Origin of the sequence: Methylobacterium litchii (assembly GCF_038442315.1) — a bacterium.
GTDB classification, from domain to species: Bacteria; Pseudomonadota; Alphaproteobacteria; order Rhizobiales; family Beijerinckiaceae; genus Methylobacterium; species Methylobacterium litchii.
Window position 1 is genome coordinate 145081 of the sequence record NZ_JBBXMY010000010.1, and the last position, 15834, is coordinate 160914.

General features: G+C 67.4%; 15 protein-coding genes. 11 read left to right on the forward strand and 4 right to left on the reverse strand.

Annotated elements, in window-relative coordinates:
• Positions 1 to 143: 143 nt before the first annotated feature.
• Positions 144 to 905: a GntR family transcriptional regulator gene (locus AAHF99_RS18320; protein WP_342165934.1), complete on the reverse strand. Its 762-nt coding sequence runs from the start codon at positions 903 to 905 to the stop codon at positions 144 to 146.
• A gap of 198 nt (positions 906 to 1103) precedes the next feature.
• Between AAHF99_RS18320 and AAHF99_RS18325 the strand changes: the two genes are divergently transcribed.
• From AAHF99_RS18325 to AAHF99_RS18365, 9 genes are all read left to right on the forward strand, one after another.
• Positions 1104 to 2399 (forward strand): class-II fumarase/aspartase family protein, encoded by a 1296-nt coding sequence (locus AAHF99_RS18325; protein ID WP_412759915.1) that lies wholly within the window; start codon positions 1104 to 1106, stop codon positions 2397 to 2399.
• A 118-nt stretch (positions 2400 to 2517) separates the two neighbouring features.
• Positions 2518 to 3858, forward strand: a complete 1341-nt coding sequence (locus tag AAHF99_RS18330) for a cation:dicarboxylate symporter family transporter (RefSeq protein ID WP_342165935.1) — start codon at positions 2518 to 2520, stop codon at positions 3856 to 3858.
• Positions 3859 to 3927: 69 nt separating this feature from the next.
• Positions 3928 to 5334, forward strand: coding sequence for a class II fumarate hydratase (locus AAHF99_RS18335; protein ID WP_342165936.1), 1407 nt, complete (start codon positions 3928 to 3930; stop codon positions 5332 to 5334).
• A gap of 317 nt (positions 5335 to 5651) precedes the next feature.
• Positions 5652 to 5774, forward strand: coding sequence for a hypothetical protein (locus AAHF99_RS18340; protein ID WP_342165937.1), 123 nt, complete (start codon positions 5652 to 5654; stop codon positions 5772 to 5774).
• Positions 5775 to 5806: 32 nt separating this feature from the next.
• Positions 5807 to 6937, forward strand: coding sequence for an L-talarate/galactarate dehydratase (locus AAHF99_RS18345; RefSeq protein WP_342165938.1), 1131 nt, complete (start codon positions 5807 to 5809; stop codon positions 6935 to 6937).
• A 184-nt stretch (positions 6938 to 7121) separates the two neighbouring features.
• Positions 7122 to 8099 (forward strand): 2-hydroxyacid dehydrogenase, encoded by a 978-nt coding sequence (locus tag AAHF99_RS18350; RefSeq protein WP_342165939.1) that lies wholly within the window; start codon positions 7122 to 7124, stop codon positions 8097 to 8099.
• Between the two features lie 106 nt (positions 8100 to 8205).
• Complete coding sequence (locus AAHF99_RS18355) at positions 8206 to 9297, forward strand: ABC transporter substrate-binding protein (RefSeq protein WP_342165940.1); 1092 nt, start codon at positions 8206 to 8208, stop codon at positions 9295 to 9297.
• 10 nt (positions 9298 to 9307) lie between these two features.
• Positions 9308 to 11029 (forward strand): ABC transporter permease, encoded by a 1722-nt coding sequence (locus tag AAHF99_RS18360; RefSeq protein WP_342165941.1) that lies wholly within the window; start codon positions 9308 to 9310, stop codon positions 11027 to 11029.
• A 1-nt stretch (position 11030) separates the two neighbouring features.
• Positions 11031 to 12125 (forward strand): ABC transporter ATP-binding protein, encoded by a 1095-nt coding sequence (locus AAHF99_RS18365; RefSeq protein ID WP_342165942.1) that lies wholly within the window; start codon positions 11031 to 11033, stop codon positions 12123 to 12125.
• 14 nt (positions 12126 to 12139) lie between these two features.
• Here the strand turns inward: AAHF99_RS18365 and glxR are convergent, their stop codons facing one another.
• From glxR to arsH, 3 genes are all read right to left on the reverse strand, one after another.
• On the reverse strand, positions 12140 to 13039 hold the full coding sequence (glxR, locus tag AAHF99_RS18370; protein WP_342165943.1) for a 2-hydroxy-3-oxopropionate reductase: 900 nt from the start codon (positions 13037 to 13039) through the stop codon (positions 12140 to 12142).
• Positions 13040 to 13066: 27 nt separating this feature from the next.
• Positions 13067 to 13837 carry an HpcH/HpaI aldolase family protein gene (locus AAHF99_RS18375; RefSeq protein WP_342165944.1) on the reverse strand — a complete coding sequence of 257 codons (771 nt, stop codon included), beginning with the start codon at positions 13835 to 13837 and terminating at the stop codon, positions 13067 to 13069.
• 381 nt (positions 13838 to 14218) lie between these two features.
• Positions 14219 to 14965 (reverse strand): arsenical resistance protein ArsH, encoded by a 747-nt coding sequence (arsH, locus tag AAHF99_RS18380; RefSeq protein ID WP_342165945.1) that lies wholly within the window; start codon positions 14963 to 14965, stop codon positions 14219 to 14221.
• A 50-nt stretch (positions 14966 to 15015) separates the two neighbouring features.
• Here arsH and AAHF99_RS18385 point away from each other — a divergent pair, with 50 nt between their 5' ends.
• Positions 15016 to 15375 carry an ArsR/SmtB family transcription factor gene (locus tag AAHF99_RS18385; RefSeq protein WP_342165946.1) on the forward strand — a complete coding sequence of 120 codons (360 nt, stop codon included), beginning with the start codon at positions 15016 to 15018 and terminating at the stop codon, positions 15373 to 15375.
• Complete coding sequence (gene arsC, locus AAHF99_RS18390; protein ID WP_342165947.1) at positions 15368 to 15805, forward strand: arsenate reductase (glutaredoxin); 438 nt, start codon at positions 15368 to 15370, stop codon at positions 15803 to 15805. The genes AAHF99_RS18385 and arsC overlap by 8 nt, the downstream gene beginning before the upstream one ends.
• Positions 15806 to 15834 lie beyond the last annotated feature (29 nt).

Genomic DNA, 15834 nt, shown 5'->3' on the forward strand with positions numbered 1-15834 from the left:
CAGATGTAAGGCTTTTGCTCGCTCCGCGCTCGTGTTTCGAACAACGTTTCGGGGGGCCCATCAAACCCTGGGATCAAACATCTAGCACTACTTTGGCAGATTGGTTTCAAGCCAACAGGTTGAGATCGGCGTCACAGTGCGGGCTACGTCGCCTCGGACCGCTCTCCATCGTTCGCGTCGATCATCCGGCGCATGCGCTGCGAGATGGAAAAACGGCCCGCCGGGTGGAGGGTCGATGAGATCTCCATGACCTTGCCCGCCTGGTCCAGGTAGTGCCGGACGATTCGGAGCGCGGGGCTCCCGGGTTGGGCGCCGAGCGTCGCGGCCTGCGCGGGGGGTAGGGCGACGGCATCCACGTCCTGCCGGATCTCGACGCAGCTTCGGCCGTGCCGTTGTTCGATCAGGGTGATGACCAGAAGGTGCGGTGCCGCGCGGACGATCTCGCCGAGATCGGCATAGGCCGGGTCGACGTACACGTCCGTCCAGCCGACCGGGGCGCTGCCCGGCCTGCCATCCAGGCGCAGGCTGGAGATCCGGAACCATCGCGTTCCCGGTGCGCACCCGAGTTCTGCCGCGAGCTCGGCGTCGGCCGTCACCGGGCCGGTAGCCTGGACCTCGCGGACGTAGGCCTCGCCAAACTGGACGAGGTCCTCCAGGGAGGCCAACGCCTGCCGGTATCCGCTGGTCGGTGCGGTGGCCTCGACCCGCGTCCCAGCCTTCTTGTTTCGTGAGACCAGCCCCTGCTCCTGCAACTGCCGAATGGCGGTGCGCACCGTGTGCCGGCTCGTCCCGTAATGCGCGCAGAGATCGAGTTCCGTCGGCAGCAGTGAGCCGACCGGGAAGCGCCCCGAGCTGATCCCCGCCGTCAGGTCCTGCGCCACCTGCGCCCAAAGCGTCTCACCCATCGCACCGTCCCATCCGCCGGTCCTCTCCTTATGCCATGCCGATTGACATAATGTCCGGACATCGAGTACCAATCTTAATGTCCGAACAAAAGATGCGGGCGCGTTCGCCAGGAGGAAACTGTGGGCCGCCAAATCCCCCCAACCGCCACCACCGCCCTCGACTCCCTCTTGTTCCGCGACGCCTTCGGCACACCCGCCATGCGTGCGGTGTTCTCCGACCATGCCCTAATCCAACGCTACATCGAGGCCGAGATCGCCCTGGCGAAAGCCGAGGCGGCCTGCGGCGTCATCCCGGCCGAGGCCGCCGAGGTCATCGCCGCCCAATGTGACTTCGACGCCCTCGATTTCGACCTGCTGCGCCGGGAGACGGACAACGTCGGCTACCCGATCCTACCGCTCGTGCACCAGCTCGTGCACCAGTGCGGCGAGGCCGGCCGCTACGTCCACTGGGGCGCCACCACCCAGGACATCATGGACACGGCCAACGCCCTCCAGATCCGGGCCGGGCTGGAGATCGTGGAAGCCGACATCGCTGAACTCCGCAAGATCCTGGCGGACCTGTCGCGGCGCTACCGCGACACGCCGATGGCCGGGCGCACCCACCTCCAGCAGGCGCTGCCCGTCACCTTCGGCTACAAGACGGCGATCTGGCTCGCGATGTTCGACCGTCATGCCGAGCGCCTGGGGCAGCTGAAGCCCCGCGTGCTGGTCGGTGAGTTCGCCGGTGCGGCGGGTACGCTGGCCTCGCTTGGCGAGGACGGTCTGGCGGTGCAGGAGGCGTTCTGCCGCGAGCTGGGTCTCGGCCAGCCTGCCTCGACCTGGCACGTGGCCCGCGACGGGTTCGCGGAGACGCTCAACCTGCTGGCGCTGATCACCGGCTCGCTCGGCAAGATCGCGCTCGACATCATGATCATGGCCTCGACCGAGTTCGCGGAGGTCTATGAGCCCTTCGTCACCGGGCGCGGCGCCTCCTCGACCATGCCGCAGAAGCGCAACCCGATCTCCTCGGAGCTCATGCTCGCCGCCTCCAAAGGCGTTCGCCAGCATGCCGGGCTGATGCTCGACGCGATGGTGCAGGACTTCGAGCGGGCCACCGGCCCCTGGCATGCCGAGTGGATGGCCCTGCCGGAGAGCTTCGTGCTCACCGCCGGCGCCCTGCACCAAGCGAAGTTCGCTCTGGGCGGCCTGATCGTCGATGAAGCGCGGATGCGCGACAATCTCGGGATCAGCCGTGGCCTGATCGTCGCCGAGGCTGTGATGATGGCGCTCGCCCCCCATACCGGCCGTCAGCAGGCCCACGACCTCGTCTACGCCGCCTGCCGTGTCGTCAACGAGAAGGGCGGCACCCTGGCCGAGGCGTTGGCGCAGGTGCCCGAGGTCACGGCGCACTTCGACCGCGCCGCCATCGAACGCCTGACCGATCCGGCCCACTACCTCGGGGCCGCCCCCGAGATGGTCGACCGCGTCCTGGCCTCGGTCCCCCGCGGCGCTTGAGCCACGTCCGTTTCCCCACCGAGATCCAGCCCCACCCGCTGACCGCACCGAACCGTCGGGACCGCCCGCCCGACGACAACGAGAGTGCGCAGCCGCCCGAACCTGCCCGGAGGAAGCCATGCCCACCGCCAGCACCGACCCGCACGTCGTCCCCAGTTCGACGTCTTCGGTCCCCGTGAAGAACAAAAAGTCGCTCTGGACCAATCTCGGCTTCCAGATCGTCGTCGCGATGGTGCTCGGCGCCGCCACCGGCTTTCTCGTTCCCGAGGTCGCCGTCCCGCTGAAGATCCTCGGCGACATCTTCCTGCGGCTGATCAAGACCGCCGTCGCCCCGCTGGTCTTCCTGTGCGTCGTCGTCGGTGTGACGTCGGCGGGTGACTTCAAGCGGGTGGGCAAGGTCGGCCTGATCGCGATGCTCTACTTCGAGATCGTCTCGACCCTCGCGCTCGGTGTCGGCCTCCTCGCGGGCAACCTGCTCGGGGTCGGCCAGGGCATGGCGGACGCGACCCGCGCCAACCTCGCCCAGGGCAAGGCGCCCACCGGCGCCGCCGCCCCGCACTCGACGCTCGACTTCATCCTGAACGTCTTCCCCGACAACTTCATCGGCGCCTTCGCCAAGGGAGAACTCCTGCAGGTGCTGGTTATCGCCCTGATCTTCGGGGCGGCGCTGCTCCACCTCCCGGCCGAGAAGCGCGCGCCCATCGAGGCGGGCCTGAACAAGATCTCGGACGCCTTCTTTCAGTTCATCCACCTCATCATGCTGACGGCGCCCATCGGGACGTTCGGAGCCGTGGCCTTCGCGGTCGGATCCAGCGGCACCAACGTGCTCCTGTCGCTGCTCTACCTGATCCTGAGCTTCTACGCGGTGGTCGCTATCTTCATCGTCGTGGTGCTCGGGACGATCTCGGCTATCTTCAAGATCAACCTGTTCCAGTTCCTGAACTTCATCCGCGAGGAGATCTACATCGTGCTGGGCACCGCCTCCTCGGAAAGCGTGCTGCCCCGCCTCCTCGAGAAGCTGCCGACCTACGGCTGCTCGCGCCAGTCGGTCGGCCTCGTCCTGCCCACCGGCTACGCGTTCAACCTCGACGGCACCTCCATCTACATGGCGATGGGCGTGATCTTCCTGGCCAACGCCTACCACGTGCCCCTCGACCTCGGTCAGCAGCTCGGCATCCTAGCGATCATGCTGCTGACCTCGAAGGGCGCGGCGACGGTGTCGGGCGGCAGCTTCGTGGTCTTCGCCGCAACGGTGGCGGCGACCGGCGTGCTGCCGCTGGAGGGCCTGCCGATCCTGTTCGGCGTCTACCGCTTCATGTCCATCGCCATCGCCACGACGAACGTCATCGGCAACAGCGTCGCCACCGTGGTGACCGCCAAGCTCGCCGGGGAGTTCGATGCCAGCATGGCCCATGACGCGATGGCCCGCCTGCGTGCGGAGCGCGCAGCGGCGGCGTGACCCGCCACCATCGCCCCGATGCGAGGCGATGGCGTTAGGGATGCCAGGATCCAGACGAGGACAACGCCGATGACCGAGCCTGCGAACGTTCGGACCGAACACGACGCGTTCGGTCCCGTCGAGATCCAGGCCGACCGCTACTGGGGGGCCCAGACGCAGCGCGCCCTCGGTATCTTCAAGATCGGCGAGGAGCGCTTCCCAACCTGCCTCGTGCGCGCCTTCGGCCTCCAGAAGCTGGCGGCGGCCCGTGCCAACCGCCGTCTCGGGACCCTCGACGAGCCCGTCGCCAGGGCCATCGAGGCGGCGGCCCGGGAGGTCTGGGACGGACGCTTCGACGGGCACTTCCCGCTGCCGGTCTGGCAGACCGGCTCGGGCACCCAGACCAACATGAACGCGAACGAGGTCATCGCCAACCGGGCCAACGAGATCCTGGGGCAGCCCTTGGGCACGCGCCGGCCGGTCCACCCCAACGACCACGTGAACCGCTCGCAATCCTCGAACGACAGCTTCCCGACCGTGATGCACCTCAGTGCCGGGCTGGAACTGCGCGACCGGCTGCTGCCGGCGCTGGGGCTGCTGCGTGACACCCTCGCCGCCAAGGCAGACGGGTTCAAGGACGTCGTGAAGATCGGCCGGACGCATCTCATGGATGCCGTGCCCATGACGATGGGACAGACCTTCGACGCCTTCGCGCGCCAGGTCGGCCATGGAGTCGAGCGGATCGAGGCCACGGTACCGCGGCTATATCAACTCGCCCAGGGTGGGACCGCCGTGGGCTCGGGCCTCAACGCCCCGGCCGGGTTCGACGCGGCCTTCTGCGAGGAGGTCGCGGACCTCACCGGGCTGCCGGTCTCGCCCAATCCGAGCAAGTTCGAGGGGATGGGTGCGCACGATGCTCTCGTCGAGGTCTCGGGCTCGCTCAACGTGCTGGCGGTGTCCCTCATCAAGATCGCCAACGACATCCGCCTGCTCGGCTCGGGGCCGCGCTGCGGCCTTGGCGAGTTGGCGATCCCCGACGACGGGCTGTCGTCCTCGATCATGCCCGGCAAGCGCAACCCGACCATCGCCGAGGCCCTGATCCAGGCCGCCTTTCAGGTCGTCGGCAACCACGCGACGATCACGGCGGCCGGTGCGTCCGGGACGTTCGAATTGAACGTTGCCAAGCCTGTCCTGATCCACAACCTGCTGCAGTCGATCCGGCTTCTGGCGGACGCCGCGCACGTCTTCGCCGAGAAGCTGGTGCGGGACCTCGACGTCGACCGGGCTCAGCTTGCCGAGAACGTGGCGAACGCGCTGCTGCTCGCGACGGCGCTCAATCCCACGCTCGGCTACGACCGCGTCGCCGCCATCACCCGCAAGGCCATGGCCGAGGGGCTGACCCCACGCGCTGCGGCGGTCGCCCTGGGCTACATGACCGAGGACGAGTATGACCGGATCGTGGACCCGGCTGCGATGACCTCATCCGCCCATCTTTAGAAATACTGATAGTTCCGGTCTTAGTCATTCCGGAAATATTCGATGACGTCTCGCAGAATGTACGTTAATTGATATTTGTATTTATCTAGTTTAATATTTTTGACAATGGTCAGTTGACTGCTTTGTATCCAAAATTGACCAACAAATCTTGGCTCGCTACCGCGCATTCCAGACGTTCGCCAGCAGCTCAGATCCATGAAATCCAAGTTGCTTCATTGCATTGATGCCAATTGCGCAACAATCGATCCAAAAATGACGTTGGACACGAAAACAGTCCTTTGCCACCCATTCCGTTGAACGAAGGCTGCCGTTGCTCCGTGAGCGACGAGACGGGCCTCGACATCGTCGGGCCGCTGAACCGCCTCGAGATCCGCGGCGACGGGCGCGCGGTGGATGCAGGGCCGGTCCTCTCGCGCGACGTCGGCACCGCCCGGGCCTGAGTGCCTCGAACCCCACTCCTAAGGAGGACACCATGGCCGAGGACACCGTTTCCGGCATCCGCCTGCGCTCGGTCTACCTGCCGCTCAAGACCCCGATCAGCGACGCCAAGGTGCTGACCGGCCGGCAGAAGCCGATGACGGAAATCGCGATCCTGTTCTGCGAGGTCGAGACCGAGGGCGGGCATCGCGGCCTCGGGATCAGCTACTCGAAGCGGGCCGGCGGGCCGGGGCAGTTCGCCCATGCCTGCGAGATCGCCCCGGCGCTCCTCGGGGAGGACCCGAGCGACATCGCCAAGGCCTGGGACAAGCTCGCCTGGGCGGGCGCTTCGGTGGGGCGCAGCGGCCTCGCCGTACAGGCGATCGGCGCCTTCGACGTGGCGCTCTGGGACCTGAAGGCGAAGCGCGCCGGCCTGTCGCTCGCCAAGCTCCTCGGGGCGCAGCGCGACTCGGTGCGCTGCTACAACACCTCCGGCGGCTTCCTGCACACGCCCCTGGAGGAGCTTCTGGTGAACACCGACCGCTCCCGCGAGAAGGGCATCGGCGGCATCAAGCTGAAGGTCGGCCAGCCGGACTGGGCCCTCGACATCGAGCGCGTGTCCCGCGTTCGCGAACATCTCGGCGACACCTTCCCGCTGATGGTCGACGCCAATCAGCAATGGGACCGGCCGACCGCGATGCGGATGGGCCGCATCTTCGAGCGGTTCAACCTGATCTGGATCGAGGAACCGCTGGATTGCTACGACGCCGCCGGTCACGCGGCGCTGGCCGCCGCCCTCGACACGCCGATCGCCACCGGTGAGATGCTGACGAGCGTGTCCGAGCACTGGGACTTCATCCGCCAGAACGGCGCCGACTTCCTGATGCCGGACGCCCCCCGCGTCGGCGGTATCACCCCCTACCTGAAGGTCGCGACGCTCGCCGAATTCGCCGGCATGACCATCGCCCCGCACTTCTCGATGGAGTTGCACATCCACCTCGCCGCCGCGATGCAGCGGGAGCCGTGGGTGGAGCATTTCGATTGGCTGGAGCCGCTGTTCAACGAGCGCCTGGAATTGCAGGATGGGCGGATGCTCGTGCCGACCCGCCCCGGTCTCGGCATCAGCCTCAGCGAACAGGCGCTGGCCTGGACGCGGGACGTGGCAGGGTTCGGCAGCCTGCACTGATCGCTGCGAAAGAACAGGACAGTGCCAGGTTGCAATCCGGGTTCTGTCTTCGGCGATTGATGCTCGAAGCGCAACAGTTGATGCAAGATTTGAACTGGACATGATCGAGCAACAATGTTGGCTTGGTCATCTAAGCAAATATCCGCTCACGTCAAGTGGATAGGCCGGGAGGGGAGTTATCGCCATGCATTCGCCGGCGCCTCATGTGCTGCATTACGGCATCTCCAAGCCACTGATCGATGCGGGGATTTCCCAGCATTTCACGCCCGTCCGGATCCCGAACGACACGGATTATTCCGGGCTGGCCGGAAGCGAGGCGGCGGCGATCCGGGCCATCGCGGCCGGCGGCGGCCATGACCCGATCGACGCGCGCTTCTTCGACCGTCTGCCCCATCTCGAGATCGTCGCGAGCTTCGGCGTCGGCTACGACCACATCGACGCCGCCGAGGCGGCCCGGCGCGGCATCGTCGTCACCCACACGCCCGATGTCCTCACCGACGACGTCGCCGACATCGCCCTCGCCCTCCTGCTCTCGACCGTGCGCCGGACGGGCGAGGCCGAGCGCTTCCTGCGGAGCGGCGCTTGGCTCGCGGACGCCTTTCCCCCCACGGCGAGCCTGCGCGGGCGTTCCGTCGGCATCCTTGGGCTCGGCCGGATCGGCAAGGCCATCGCCCGCCGGGTCGAGGCGTTCGGCCTGCCCGTCAGCTATTGCGGCCGCCGCAACCAGCCCGAGGTCGACTACCCTTATTACGCGGATGTGCTCGACCTCGCCGGAGCGGTCGACACGCTGGTCATCGCGGCGCCCGGCGGGGCCGCGACCGACGGCCTGGTCGGGCGTGCGGTGCTGGAAGCCCTGGGTCCGAACGGCATCGTGGTGAATGTCGGCCGGGGCTCGATCATCGACGAGGCGGCCCTGGCCGGGGCGCTCGCCGACGGCACCATCGCGGGCGCCGGGCTCGACGTGTTCGCGCACGAGCCGCAGGTGCCCGAGGCCTTGCTCGCCTGCGCCAATGCGGTGCTGCTCCCCCATATCGGGTCCGCCTCGCATCACACCCGGGACGCGATGGCCCGCCTCGTCGTCGACAACCTCGTCGCGTGGTTCGCCGGGAAGGAACCGCTGACGCCGGTGCCGGAAACCGCCGGGCGGCGCACGGCCGCATAGAGCCCGTCGGCCGTCGGCGAGGCCGCGCGCCGCACGGACCCCAAAGGGCCGAACTCCGGCGAAGACCGGAGGCGGCGTCCAAACAACAACGATACGGGAGGACATGATGACGGAATTGACGAAGGGCGGGCCGTCCCGGCGCGGCCTGCTCGCGGGCGGCCTCGCCCTCCCGCTCGCGCCCGCGCTCCTGCGGCAGGCCTGGGCGCAGGGCCAAGCGACCACCACGGTCCACGGCTTCGAGACGGGCGCCGACGTCGCGGCCGCCGAGAAGGAGGGTGAGATCCTCTTCTACACGCACGACAGCGATCCTGCGGCGGCGGCGTTGATGAAGGCCTTCTCGACCGATTTCCCGAAGATCAAGGGCAACTACCTGCGCGCCCAGACCGGTGCCCTTTACAGCAAGCTCCTGGCCGAACGCTCGGCCGGCCGGTTCGCTGCCGACGTCATCCAGTTTTCGGAAGTCCCGACCGCCATGGACTTCCGCAAGAAAGACGGCTTCGAGCTCTACGTCTCGCCGCAGGCGAAGGCCTATCCTGAGACCGCGCTCGACAATCCGCCCGGCTACTTCTTCCATTCCGGCGTGCTGCCCATCGGTATCGCCTACAACACCGACCGTGTGCCCGAGGCCGAGGCGCCCAAGAACTGGAAGGATCTGCTCGACCCGAAGTGGCGCGGCACGATCAGCACCAAGCAGGTGACGAGCGGATCGCAGTTCGTGCAATGGTACGAGCTGCGGCGGCTCTACGGCGACGGCTTCTGGAAGGACTTCGCCAAGCAGCGCCCGCGCGGCTTCGATTCCCGCGCCCAGATCTTCGACCGACTCGCGAAGGGCGACGACAAGATTTGCGGCATGGCCGAATGGGCCGGCTACCAACTCGCCAAGGACAAGGGCGCTCCGGTGCGGTTTGTGGTGCCGGAGGATGGGGCGCCGACCGCGACGCTCGCCACCGGCCTCGCCACCAAGGCGCCGCACCCGCAAGCCGCCCGCCTGTTCCTGGATTGGCTCATGTCGCCGCGCGGGCAGGCCGTCTACCAGAACAACCCGTTCTACTATTATCCCTCCCTGCGCAGGGACGCGCCGCCGATGCCCGGCGGGGCCAACCTGCGCCAGTACAAGCTCCTGTTTCCCGACATCGAGAAGCTTGCCCAGTCCCATTCCGCCTTCGTCAAGGAATGGAACGGGATGATGGGCCTGTGAGCCGCCGGCCATGACCGCGCTTACGGACGCCCCTCCCCTGCCGATGGTCGCGCACCGCCGGCATTTCCCGACGCAGAAGGTCGTCGGCTATGCCGTGGCGATCACCGCCGCGCTGTGTGTGCTCTACCCGATCTACTACCTGATCCAGGCCTCCCTGGACGTCGGCGACCCGAACGTGCGGCCGCCGACCGCCTACGGCCTCGACAATTACGCGCTGCTTCCGAACTACTGGGAGGTGATGCTCAACACCCTCGTCGTCGCCTTCGCCGCGACGGCGATGGCGATGGTGTTCGGCTTCCTGTTCGCCTGGATCCTGACGCGCACCAACGTGCCGTTCCGCGGCACGCTGGAGCAGCTGATGGCGGTGCCCTATTACGTCACGCCGCTGCTCGGTGCGCTGGCCTGGAACTTCCTCGGCGCGCCCGAGAGCGGCTTCATCAACCAGATCTGGCGTGCGCTGGGCGGCGGTGGGGCGATCGTCGACATCACGGGGCCCGTCGGGATCGCCTGGGTGATGGCGCTGTTCGAGGGCTCCGTCGCCTTCGTGATGATCAGCGCCGTGATGAAGTCGATGGATCCGTCGCTGGAGGAGGCGAGCCAGATCCTCGGCGGGAGCCGGCTGCGCACCATGCTGAAGGTGACCCTGCCGCTCGTCGCCCCCGGCGTGCTCGGGGCCGCGCTCTTCGTCTTCGCCGAGATGCTCGGGTCGTTCGCGGCGGCGCTGGTGCTCGGGACGCCGAACCGCTTCTACGTGATCACCACGGCGATCTATCAGCTCGTCTCCCAATACCCCCCGAAGCTGCCGCTCGCCGCCGCCATGGGCGTGTCGCTGTTCGTCGTGATGTTCGCGATGCTCTATGCCTACCGGCGCGTCACCCGCGGCCGCAGCTACGTGACCGTGACCGGCAAGGCCTTCCGGCCGCGCCCGATGGATGTCGGGGGCCTGCGCTGGGCGCTGTTCGCGCTGTGCATCGCGTATGTCGTCCTCTCGGTCGTCCTGCCGATCGCAACGCTGGGCTACGCTTCGGTCCAGCGGCTCGCGGTGGCGCTGCCCTCGGCCGACAACTTCACCCTGGAGCATTACCGCACCGCGCTCTCGCTCAACGCCGTGCGGCAGGCGATCTGGAACAGCCTGTTCCTCGGCGTGCTGACCGCGACGATCGGTGTCGTCGTGACCGGGCTGCTCGCATGGCTGATCCAGCGCTCCCGCCTCGCGGGGCGGGGCATGCTCGAATACATCGTCATGTTTCCGCAGGCGGTGCCACGGCTGGTCTTCGCCTTCGGCATGATGTGGGCATGGCTGGTCTTCCCGATACCGGTCTACGGCACGATCTGGATCCTGCTGATCGCCTATCTCACCGTGTTCCTGCCGCTCGGCGTGCGGGCGATCAGCGGCGTGCTGGTCCAGCTCGACAAGAGCCTGGAGGAATGTGGCGAGGTGTGCGGTGCGAGCTGGGGCCAGCGGCTGCGCACCATCACCATGCCGCTCCTGAAGCCCGGCCTGTTCGCCGCCTGGCTGCTCATCTTCGTGGCGAGCGTGCGGGAGCTCGGCGCCTCGATCCTGCTGATGGGGCCCGATTCGAAGGTGCTGACCCCCGCCATCGTGGAGGCGTTCTTCTCCTCCTCGAGTGAACTCACCGCGGCGATGGCGCTGATCCAGACTGCCTTCGTCGGGGTCGCGATGCTCGTCTTCCTCGCCCTCACCCGCCGCTACGGACGGATCGGAGCCTAGCATGAACCCGGGACAGCACATCGAGGTCGAGGACCTTGTCATCCGCTACGGCGCGGTGGCTGCGGTCGGTCCGGTCAGCTTCACGGTCGCTGCCGGCCAGCAGCTCACGCTGCTCGGGCCCTCGGGCTGCGGCAAGACGACGACGCTACGCGCGGTCGCGGGGCTGGAGAAGCCGAGCGCGGGCGCGATCCGCATCGGCGGCCGCACCGTCTACGACGGCGCGCGCGGCATCGACGTTCCCGCCGAGGCACGGGGGCTGTCGATGGTGTTCCAGTCCTACGCGATCTGGCCGCACATGACGGTCTTCGAGAACGTCGCGTACGGCCTGCGCGTGCGCAAGAAGGGGGCGGCCGAGATCCGCGAGCGGGTGGGCGCCGCCCTCGACCTCGTCCAGATGGGGCCGTACGCCGACCGCCACGCCTCGCAGCTCTCGGGCGGGCAGCAGCAGCGGGTGGCGCTGGCACGGGCCTGCGCCTTCTCGCCCTCGGTCCTGCTGTTCGACGAGCCACTGTCGAACCTCGACGCGAAGCTGCGGGGCGACATGCGCATCGAGCTGCGCGAGCTCCAGCACCGCCTCGGCGTCACCTCCCTCTACGTCACGCACGACCTGGAGGAGGCGCTCGCGATGTCCGACAAGATCGTCGTGATGCGCGCCGGGCAGATCGAGCAGAGCGGCCCGCCCTCCGAGATCTACAACTATCCGCGCACCGAGTTCGTCGCCGACTTCGTCGGTTCAGCCAACCTCATCCAGGGCCGGATCAGGCCGGACCTGACCCGGGGCGACGCGATCACCCTGGAGACCCCGGGCGGCCACCTCATCCACGGATCGGCCCACGGCCGCGCCGTCGGCGACCGGCCGAGCTTCTCCGTCCGGACGGTCCATCTCAAGCTGACGCCGCAGGCCCCGGCGCATGACACGAACGTGTGGCCGGTGACGGTGAAGCGGGCCATCTTCCTGGGCGACCTCACCCAGGTTCATGTGGAGTGGGGCGGCCGTGAACTGGTCGTCCGCCAGACCGGCATGCAACCCTGGTCGGAGGGTCAGGCGGCCTCGCTGTCGGCCGACCCGGACCATTGCATCCTGCTGGAACACTGAGGTCCCCGGCGGGGTCAGGCGACCGTGGGCGGGCCGGCCAGGGTGCGGTTCGCCATGAGCTCCAGGGCCCGGACCATCGCGGAATGGTCCCACCCCTGGCCGCCCTGCGCCGCGCAGGTGTTGAAGAGTTCCTGCGCGGTCGCCGTGTTGGGCAGCGGCACGCCGAGCGTCCGGGCGCCCTGGAGCGCGAGGTTCAGGTCCTTCTGGTGCAGTTCGATCCGGAAGCCCGGGTCGAAGGTGCCCTTGACCATGCGTTCGCCGTGCACCTCGAGGACGCGAGACGCGGCGAACCCCCCCATGAGGGCCTGGCGCACGCGGGCCGGGTCGGCTCCGGCCTTCGCGGCGAAGACCAGCGCCTCGGCCACGGCCTCGATGTTCAGCGCGACGATGATTTGGTTGGCCACCTTGGTGGTCTGGCCGTCGCCGTTCCCGCCGACGAGGGTGATGGTCTTGCCCATTGCCTCGAACAGCGGCATCGCCCGCGCGAAGGCGGCCTCGGGCCCGCCGACCATGATGGTGAGCGAAGCGGCCCTCGCCCCGACCTCGCCGCCCGAGACCGGCGCATCGAGGTAGTCGCAGCCGCGTTCGTTGATGCGCCGGGCGAGGTCCTTGGTGGCGATCGGCGAGATCGAACTCATGTCGATCACCAGCTGGCCGGGGCTCAGGCCCTCCGCGACACCGGCGGGACCGAACAGCACCGCCTCGACCTGCGGCGTGTCCGGCACCATCGTGATGATCACGTCGGCCTGCTCGGCCACGGCGCGGGCGCTCTCGCAGACGCGGCCGCCGGCCGAGACCAGATCCTCTGCCACCGGTTTCGATCCGGATTTCAGGAAGAGGTCGTGGCCAGCTTTCATCAGGTTCGCCGCCATGGGGCGGCCCATGATGCCGAGCCCGATAAATCCGATCTTCATGCGCGTCGTCCTCTTCGTTGCGACGGGTCAGGCGTCATCCTTGAACCGGGCCGCCAGGGCCTCCGAGGCGCGGGCCAGGAGACCTGCATCCGAGCCGATCGCCGTGAGGCGCGTGCCCGCCGCGATGTAACGCCGGGCCAGATCCTCGTTGGCGGTCAGGATGCCGGCGATTTTGCCCGTGCGCACGATGCGCTGAATCGTTTCTTCGATGATGCGGACGATCTCGGGGTGATTCTGCTGGCCGAGATAGCCGAGGCTCATCGAGAGGTCGCCGGGCCCGATGAAGACGCAGTCGACGCCGTCCACCGCTGCGATCTGCTCGAGATTGTCGAGCGCGTGGCGCGACTCGACCTGAACGGCCACGAGGAGTTCAGCCTCACACGTCGCGTGGTAATCCGGGATACGCCCGAACCGGGCGGCCCGGGGCGATTGAGAGAAACCGCGCACGCCGCGCGGTGCGTAGCGGGTGGCCGCCACGGCGATGCGGGCCTGCTCGGCATCGTCGATGTTCGGGATCAGGAGCGACTGGGCGCCCGCGTCGAGGATTCGCTTGATGACGATCGGGTCGGCGCTCGGCACCCGCACCATGGGCTGGGTGCTCTCGCCGGTCATGACCTGAAGCTGGCTGTAGACATCCCGCAGGTCGTTCGGCGAATGCTCCATGTCGAGGAGCAGCCAATCGAAGCCCGCCCCCGCGACCACCTCAGTGGAGATGGTGTTGGCCAAGCTGCACCAGAGACCGATCTGCTGCTCGCCGCCCTGCAGAGCTCCCTTGAGCGTGTTCCTCCACTGGATCATCGCCTGTTTCTCTCCACGATATCGCGCATTTCGCGCCTGGCCATTCTTTCAGGGACTCCCCCGATGCGGCCATTGCTCGGACGAGCGTGAATGGAGAGATGTATTCGGTCAAACGCCAAAATTGGATTGATTGATGTGAATCGTGCATCAATCCATGCGAACTTCGCGTAGCGACGCGAGGTTCACTGAGGCACGCCATGGCCGCGGAGTTCTTTCGATTTTTTGAGTTATTCTCCTCGAAGCAGGTAGTCTGCTTTCGGCCAAATCCAGTTGCCAACGGCGCCGTCACGAACGTCTCAGTCGGGTGGATTGCAGCTGAGCCGCTTCTGGACAGTAAGCGCATGGAAGCGGACCTCACTAGCCGGTTCGCCATGTCCTCTCTCAGCGCTTCACGAAGCCGATGTCAGCGGCTACCGCGCCCAGCCGCTCCGGCTCGCGCTTCTTCCGCTCGCTGTAGCGGTTGACCAGGTAGTCGGCCCGCTCGCGGGTCAGGAGCGTGAACTTCATCAGCTCCTCGCACACGTCCACGACGCGCTCGTAGAGTGGGCCCGGCTTCATCCGACCGGCGTCGTCGAACTCTTTGTAGGCCATCGGCACCGACGACTGGTTTGGGATGGTGATCATCCGCATCCAGCGGCCGAGCAGGCGTAGGCTATTCACCGCGTTGAAGCTCTGCGAGCCGCCCGAGACCTGCATCACGGCAAGGGTTCGTCCCTGGGTCGGCCGGACGGAGCCCTCTGACAGGGGCAGCCAGTCGACCTGGCTCTTCATCACGCCGGTCATGTTGCCGTGCCGCTCGGGGCTGACCCAGACCTGCCCCTCGGACCAGATCGACAACTTCCGCAGTTCCTGCACCTTCGGGTGGGCGGCGGTGCTGTCGTCCGGCAGCGGCAGGCCGTGCGCGTCGTAGATCTGCACCTCGCCGCCCATCGCCTCCAGCAGGCGGGCCGTCTCGTAGGCCAGGAAACGGCTGAACGAGCGCTCGCGCAGGGAGCCGTAGAGGATCAGGAACCGGGGCGCGTGTGTGAACGGCGCTGCCGCCTGCACGCTCTCGTGGGTCGGCACCACGAAGTGCGCCATGCTCAGGTTCGGCAGGCCATCGGTGAAGGGCTGGGCGGGCTTGTCCAAGGATCAGCTTTCTTGTACTATCAAACGGTAATTTGAAGATTGTATCAAGAATGGACGAACCGCAAGCTCTCGCAGCGTTCGCGGCTCTCGCGCAGGAACACCGCTTACGTCTGGTGCGGTCGCTGGTGACCGCCGGGCCGGACGGCATGGCCTCGGGCGTACTGGCCGACGCGGTCGGCGTTTCCGCTGCCACCGTGTCCCATCACCTCAAGGAACTGAGCCACGCCGGGCTGGTCGCCTCGCGGCGCGAGGGCCGCTCGATCATCTACAGCGCCGTCTACCCGGTGCTGTCCGACCTGATTGCCTTCCTCATGCGCGACTGCTGCCAGGGTCACCCGGAAGTCTGTGCCCCGGCGATGGCCGCACTGGCCAATTGCTGTCCCCCAAACGGAGAGACTGCCTGTGCCTGAGCCTTTCGACGTTGTGATCTACCACAACCCCGAGTGCGGCACGTCCCGCAACACCCTGGCGATGATCCGCAACGCCGGCCTCGAACCGCATTTGGTCGAGTACCTGAAGACCCCACCGAGCCGGGCGCTGCTGGTGCAGCTCCTCGCCCGTGCCGGCCTGGGCGTCCGCGACGTGCTGCGCGAGAAGGGAACGCCGTTCGCTGAGCTAGGCTTGGGCGACCCGGCGGTGACCGATGCGCAACTCCTGGACGCCATCGAGGCGCACCCGATCCTCATCAACCGCCCGCTGGTCGTCTCGCCCAAGGGCGTGCGCCTGTGCCGGCCGTCCGAATCCGTGCTCGATCTTCTGCCGGTGCAGCAGGGCGAGTTCGTCAAGGAAGATGGCGAGCGAGTCGTGGTTGAGCACGGCCGCCGCGTCGCCACCGCCTAAGCCTCACCTCAACCAATAAGTAGAAAACG

Coding starts and splice junctions, on each gene's coding strand:
- AAHF99_RS18385 (WP_342165946.1), top strand. CDS start 15,016: ATGGACGAACCGCAAGCTCTCGCAGCGTTCGCGGCTCTCGCGCAGGAA.
- AAHF99_RS18320 (WP_342165934.1), bottom strand. CDS start 905: ATGGGTGAGACGCTTTGGGCGCAGGTGGCGCAGGACCTGACGGCGGGG.
- AAHF99_RS18365 (WP_342165942.1), top strand. CDS start 11,031: ATGAACCCGGGACAGCACATCGAGGTCGAGGACCTTGTCATCCGCTAC.
- AAHF99_RS18350 (WP_342165939.1), top strand. CDS start 7,122: ATGCATTCGCCGGCGCCTCATGTGCTGCATTACGGCATCTCCAAGCCA.
- AAHF99_RS18335 (WP_342165936.1), top strand. CDS start 3,928: ATGACCGAGCCTGCGAACGTTCGGACCGAACACGACGCGTTCGGTCCC.
- AAHF99_RS18355 (WP_342165940.1), top strand. CDS start 8,206: ATGACGGAATTGACGAAGGGCGGGCCGTCCCGGCGCGGCCTGCTCGCG.
- AAHF99_RS18375 (WP_342165944.1), bottom strand. CDS start 13,837: ATGATCCAGTGGAGGAACACGCTCAAGGGAGCTCTGCAGGGCGGCGAG.
- AAHF99_RS18345 (WP_342165938.1), top strand. CDS start 5,807: ATGGCCGAGGACACCGTTTCCGGCATCCGCCTGCGCTCGGTCTACCTG.
- glxR (WP_342165943.1), bottom strand. CDS start 13,039: ATGAAGATCGGATTTATCGGGCTCGGCATCATGGGCCGCCCCATGGCG.
- AAHF99_RS18330 (WP_342165935.1), top strand. CDS start 2,518: ATGCCCACCGCCAGCACCGACCCGCACGTCGTCCCCAGTTCGACGTCT.
- AAHF99_RS18325 (WP_412759915.1), top strand. CDS start 1,104: ATGCGTGCGGTGTTCTCCGACCATGCCCTAATCCAACGCTACATCGAG.
- AAHF99_RS18360 (WP_342165941.1), top strand. CDS start 9,308: ATGACCGCGCTTACGGACGCCCCTCCCCTGCCGATGGTCGCGCACCGC.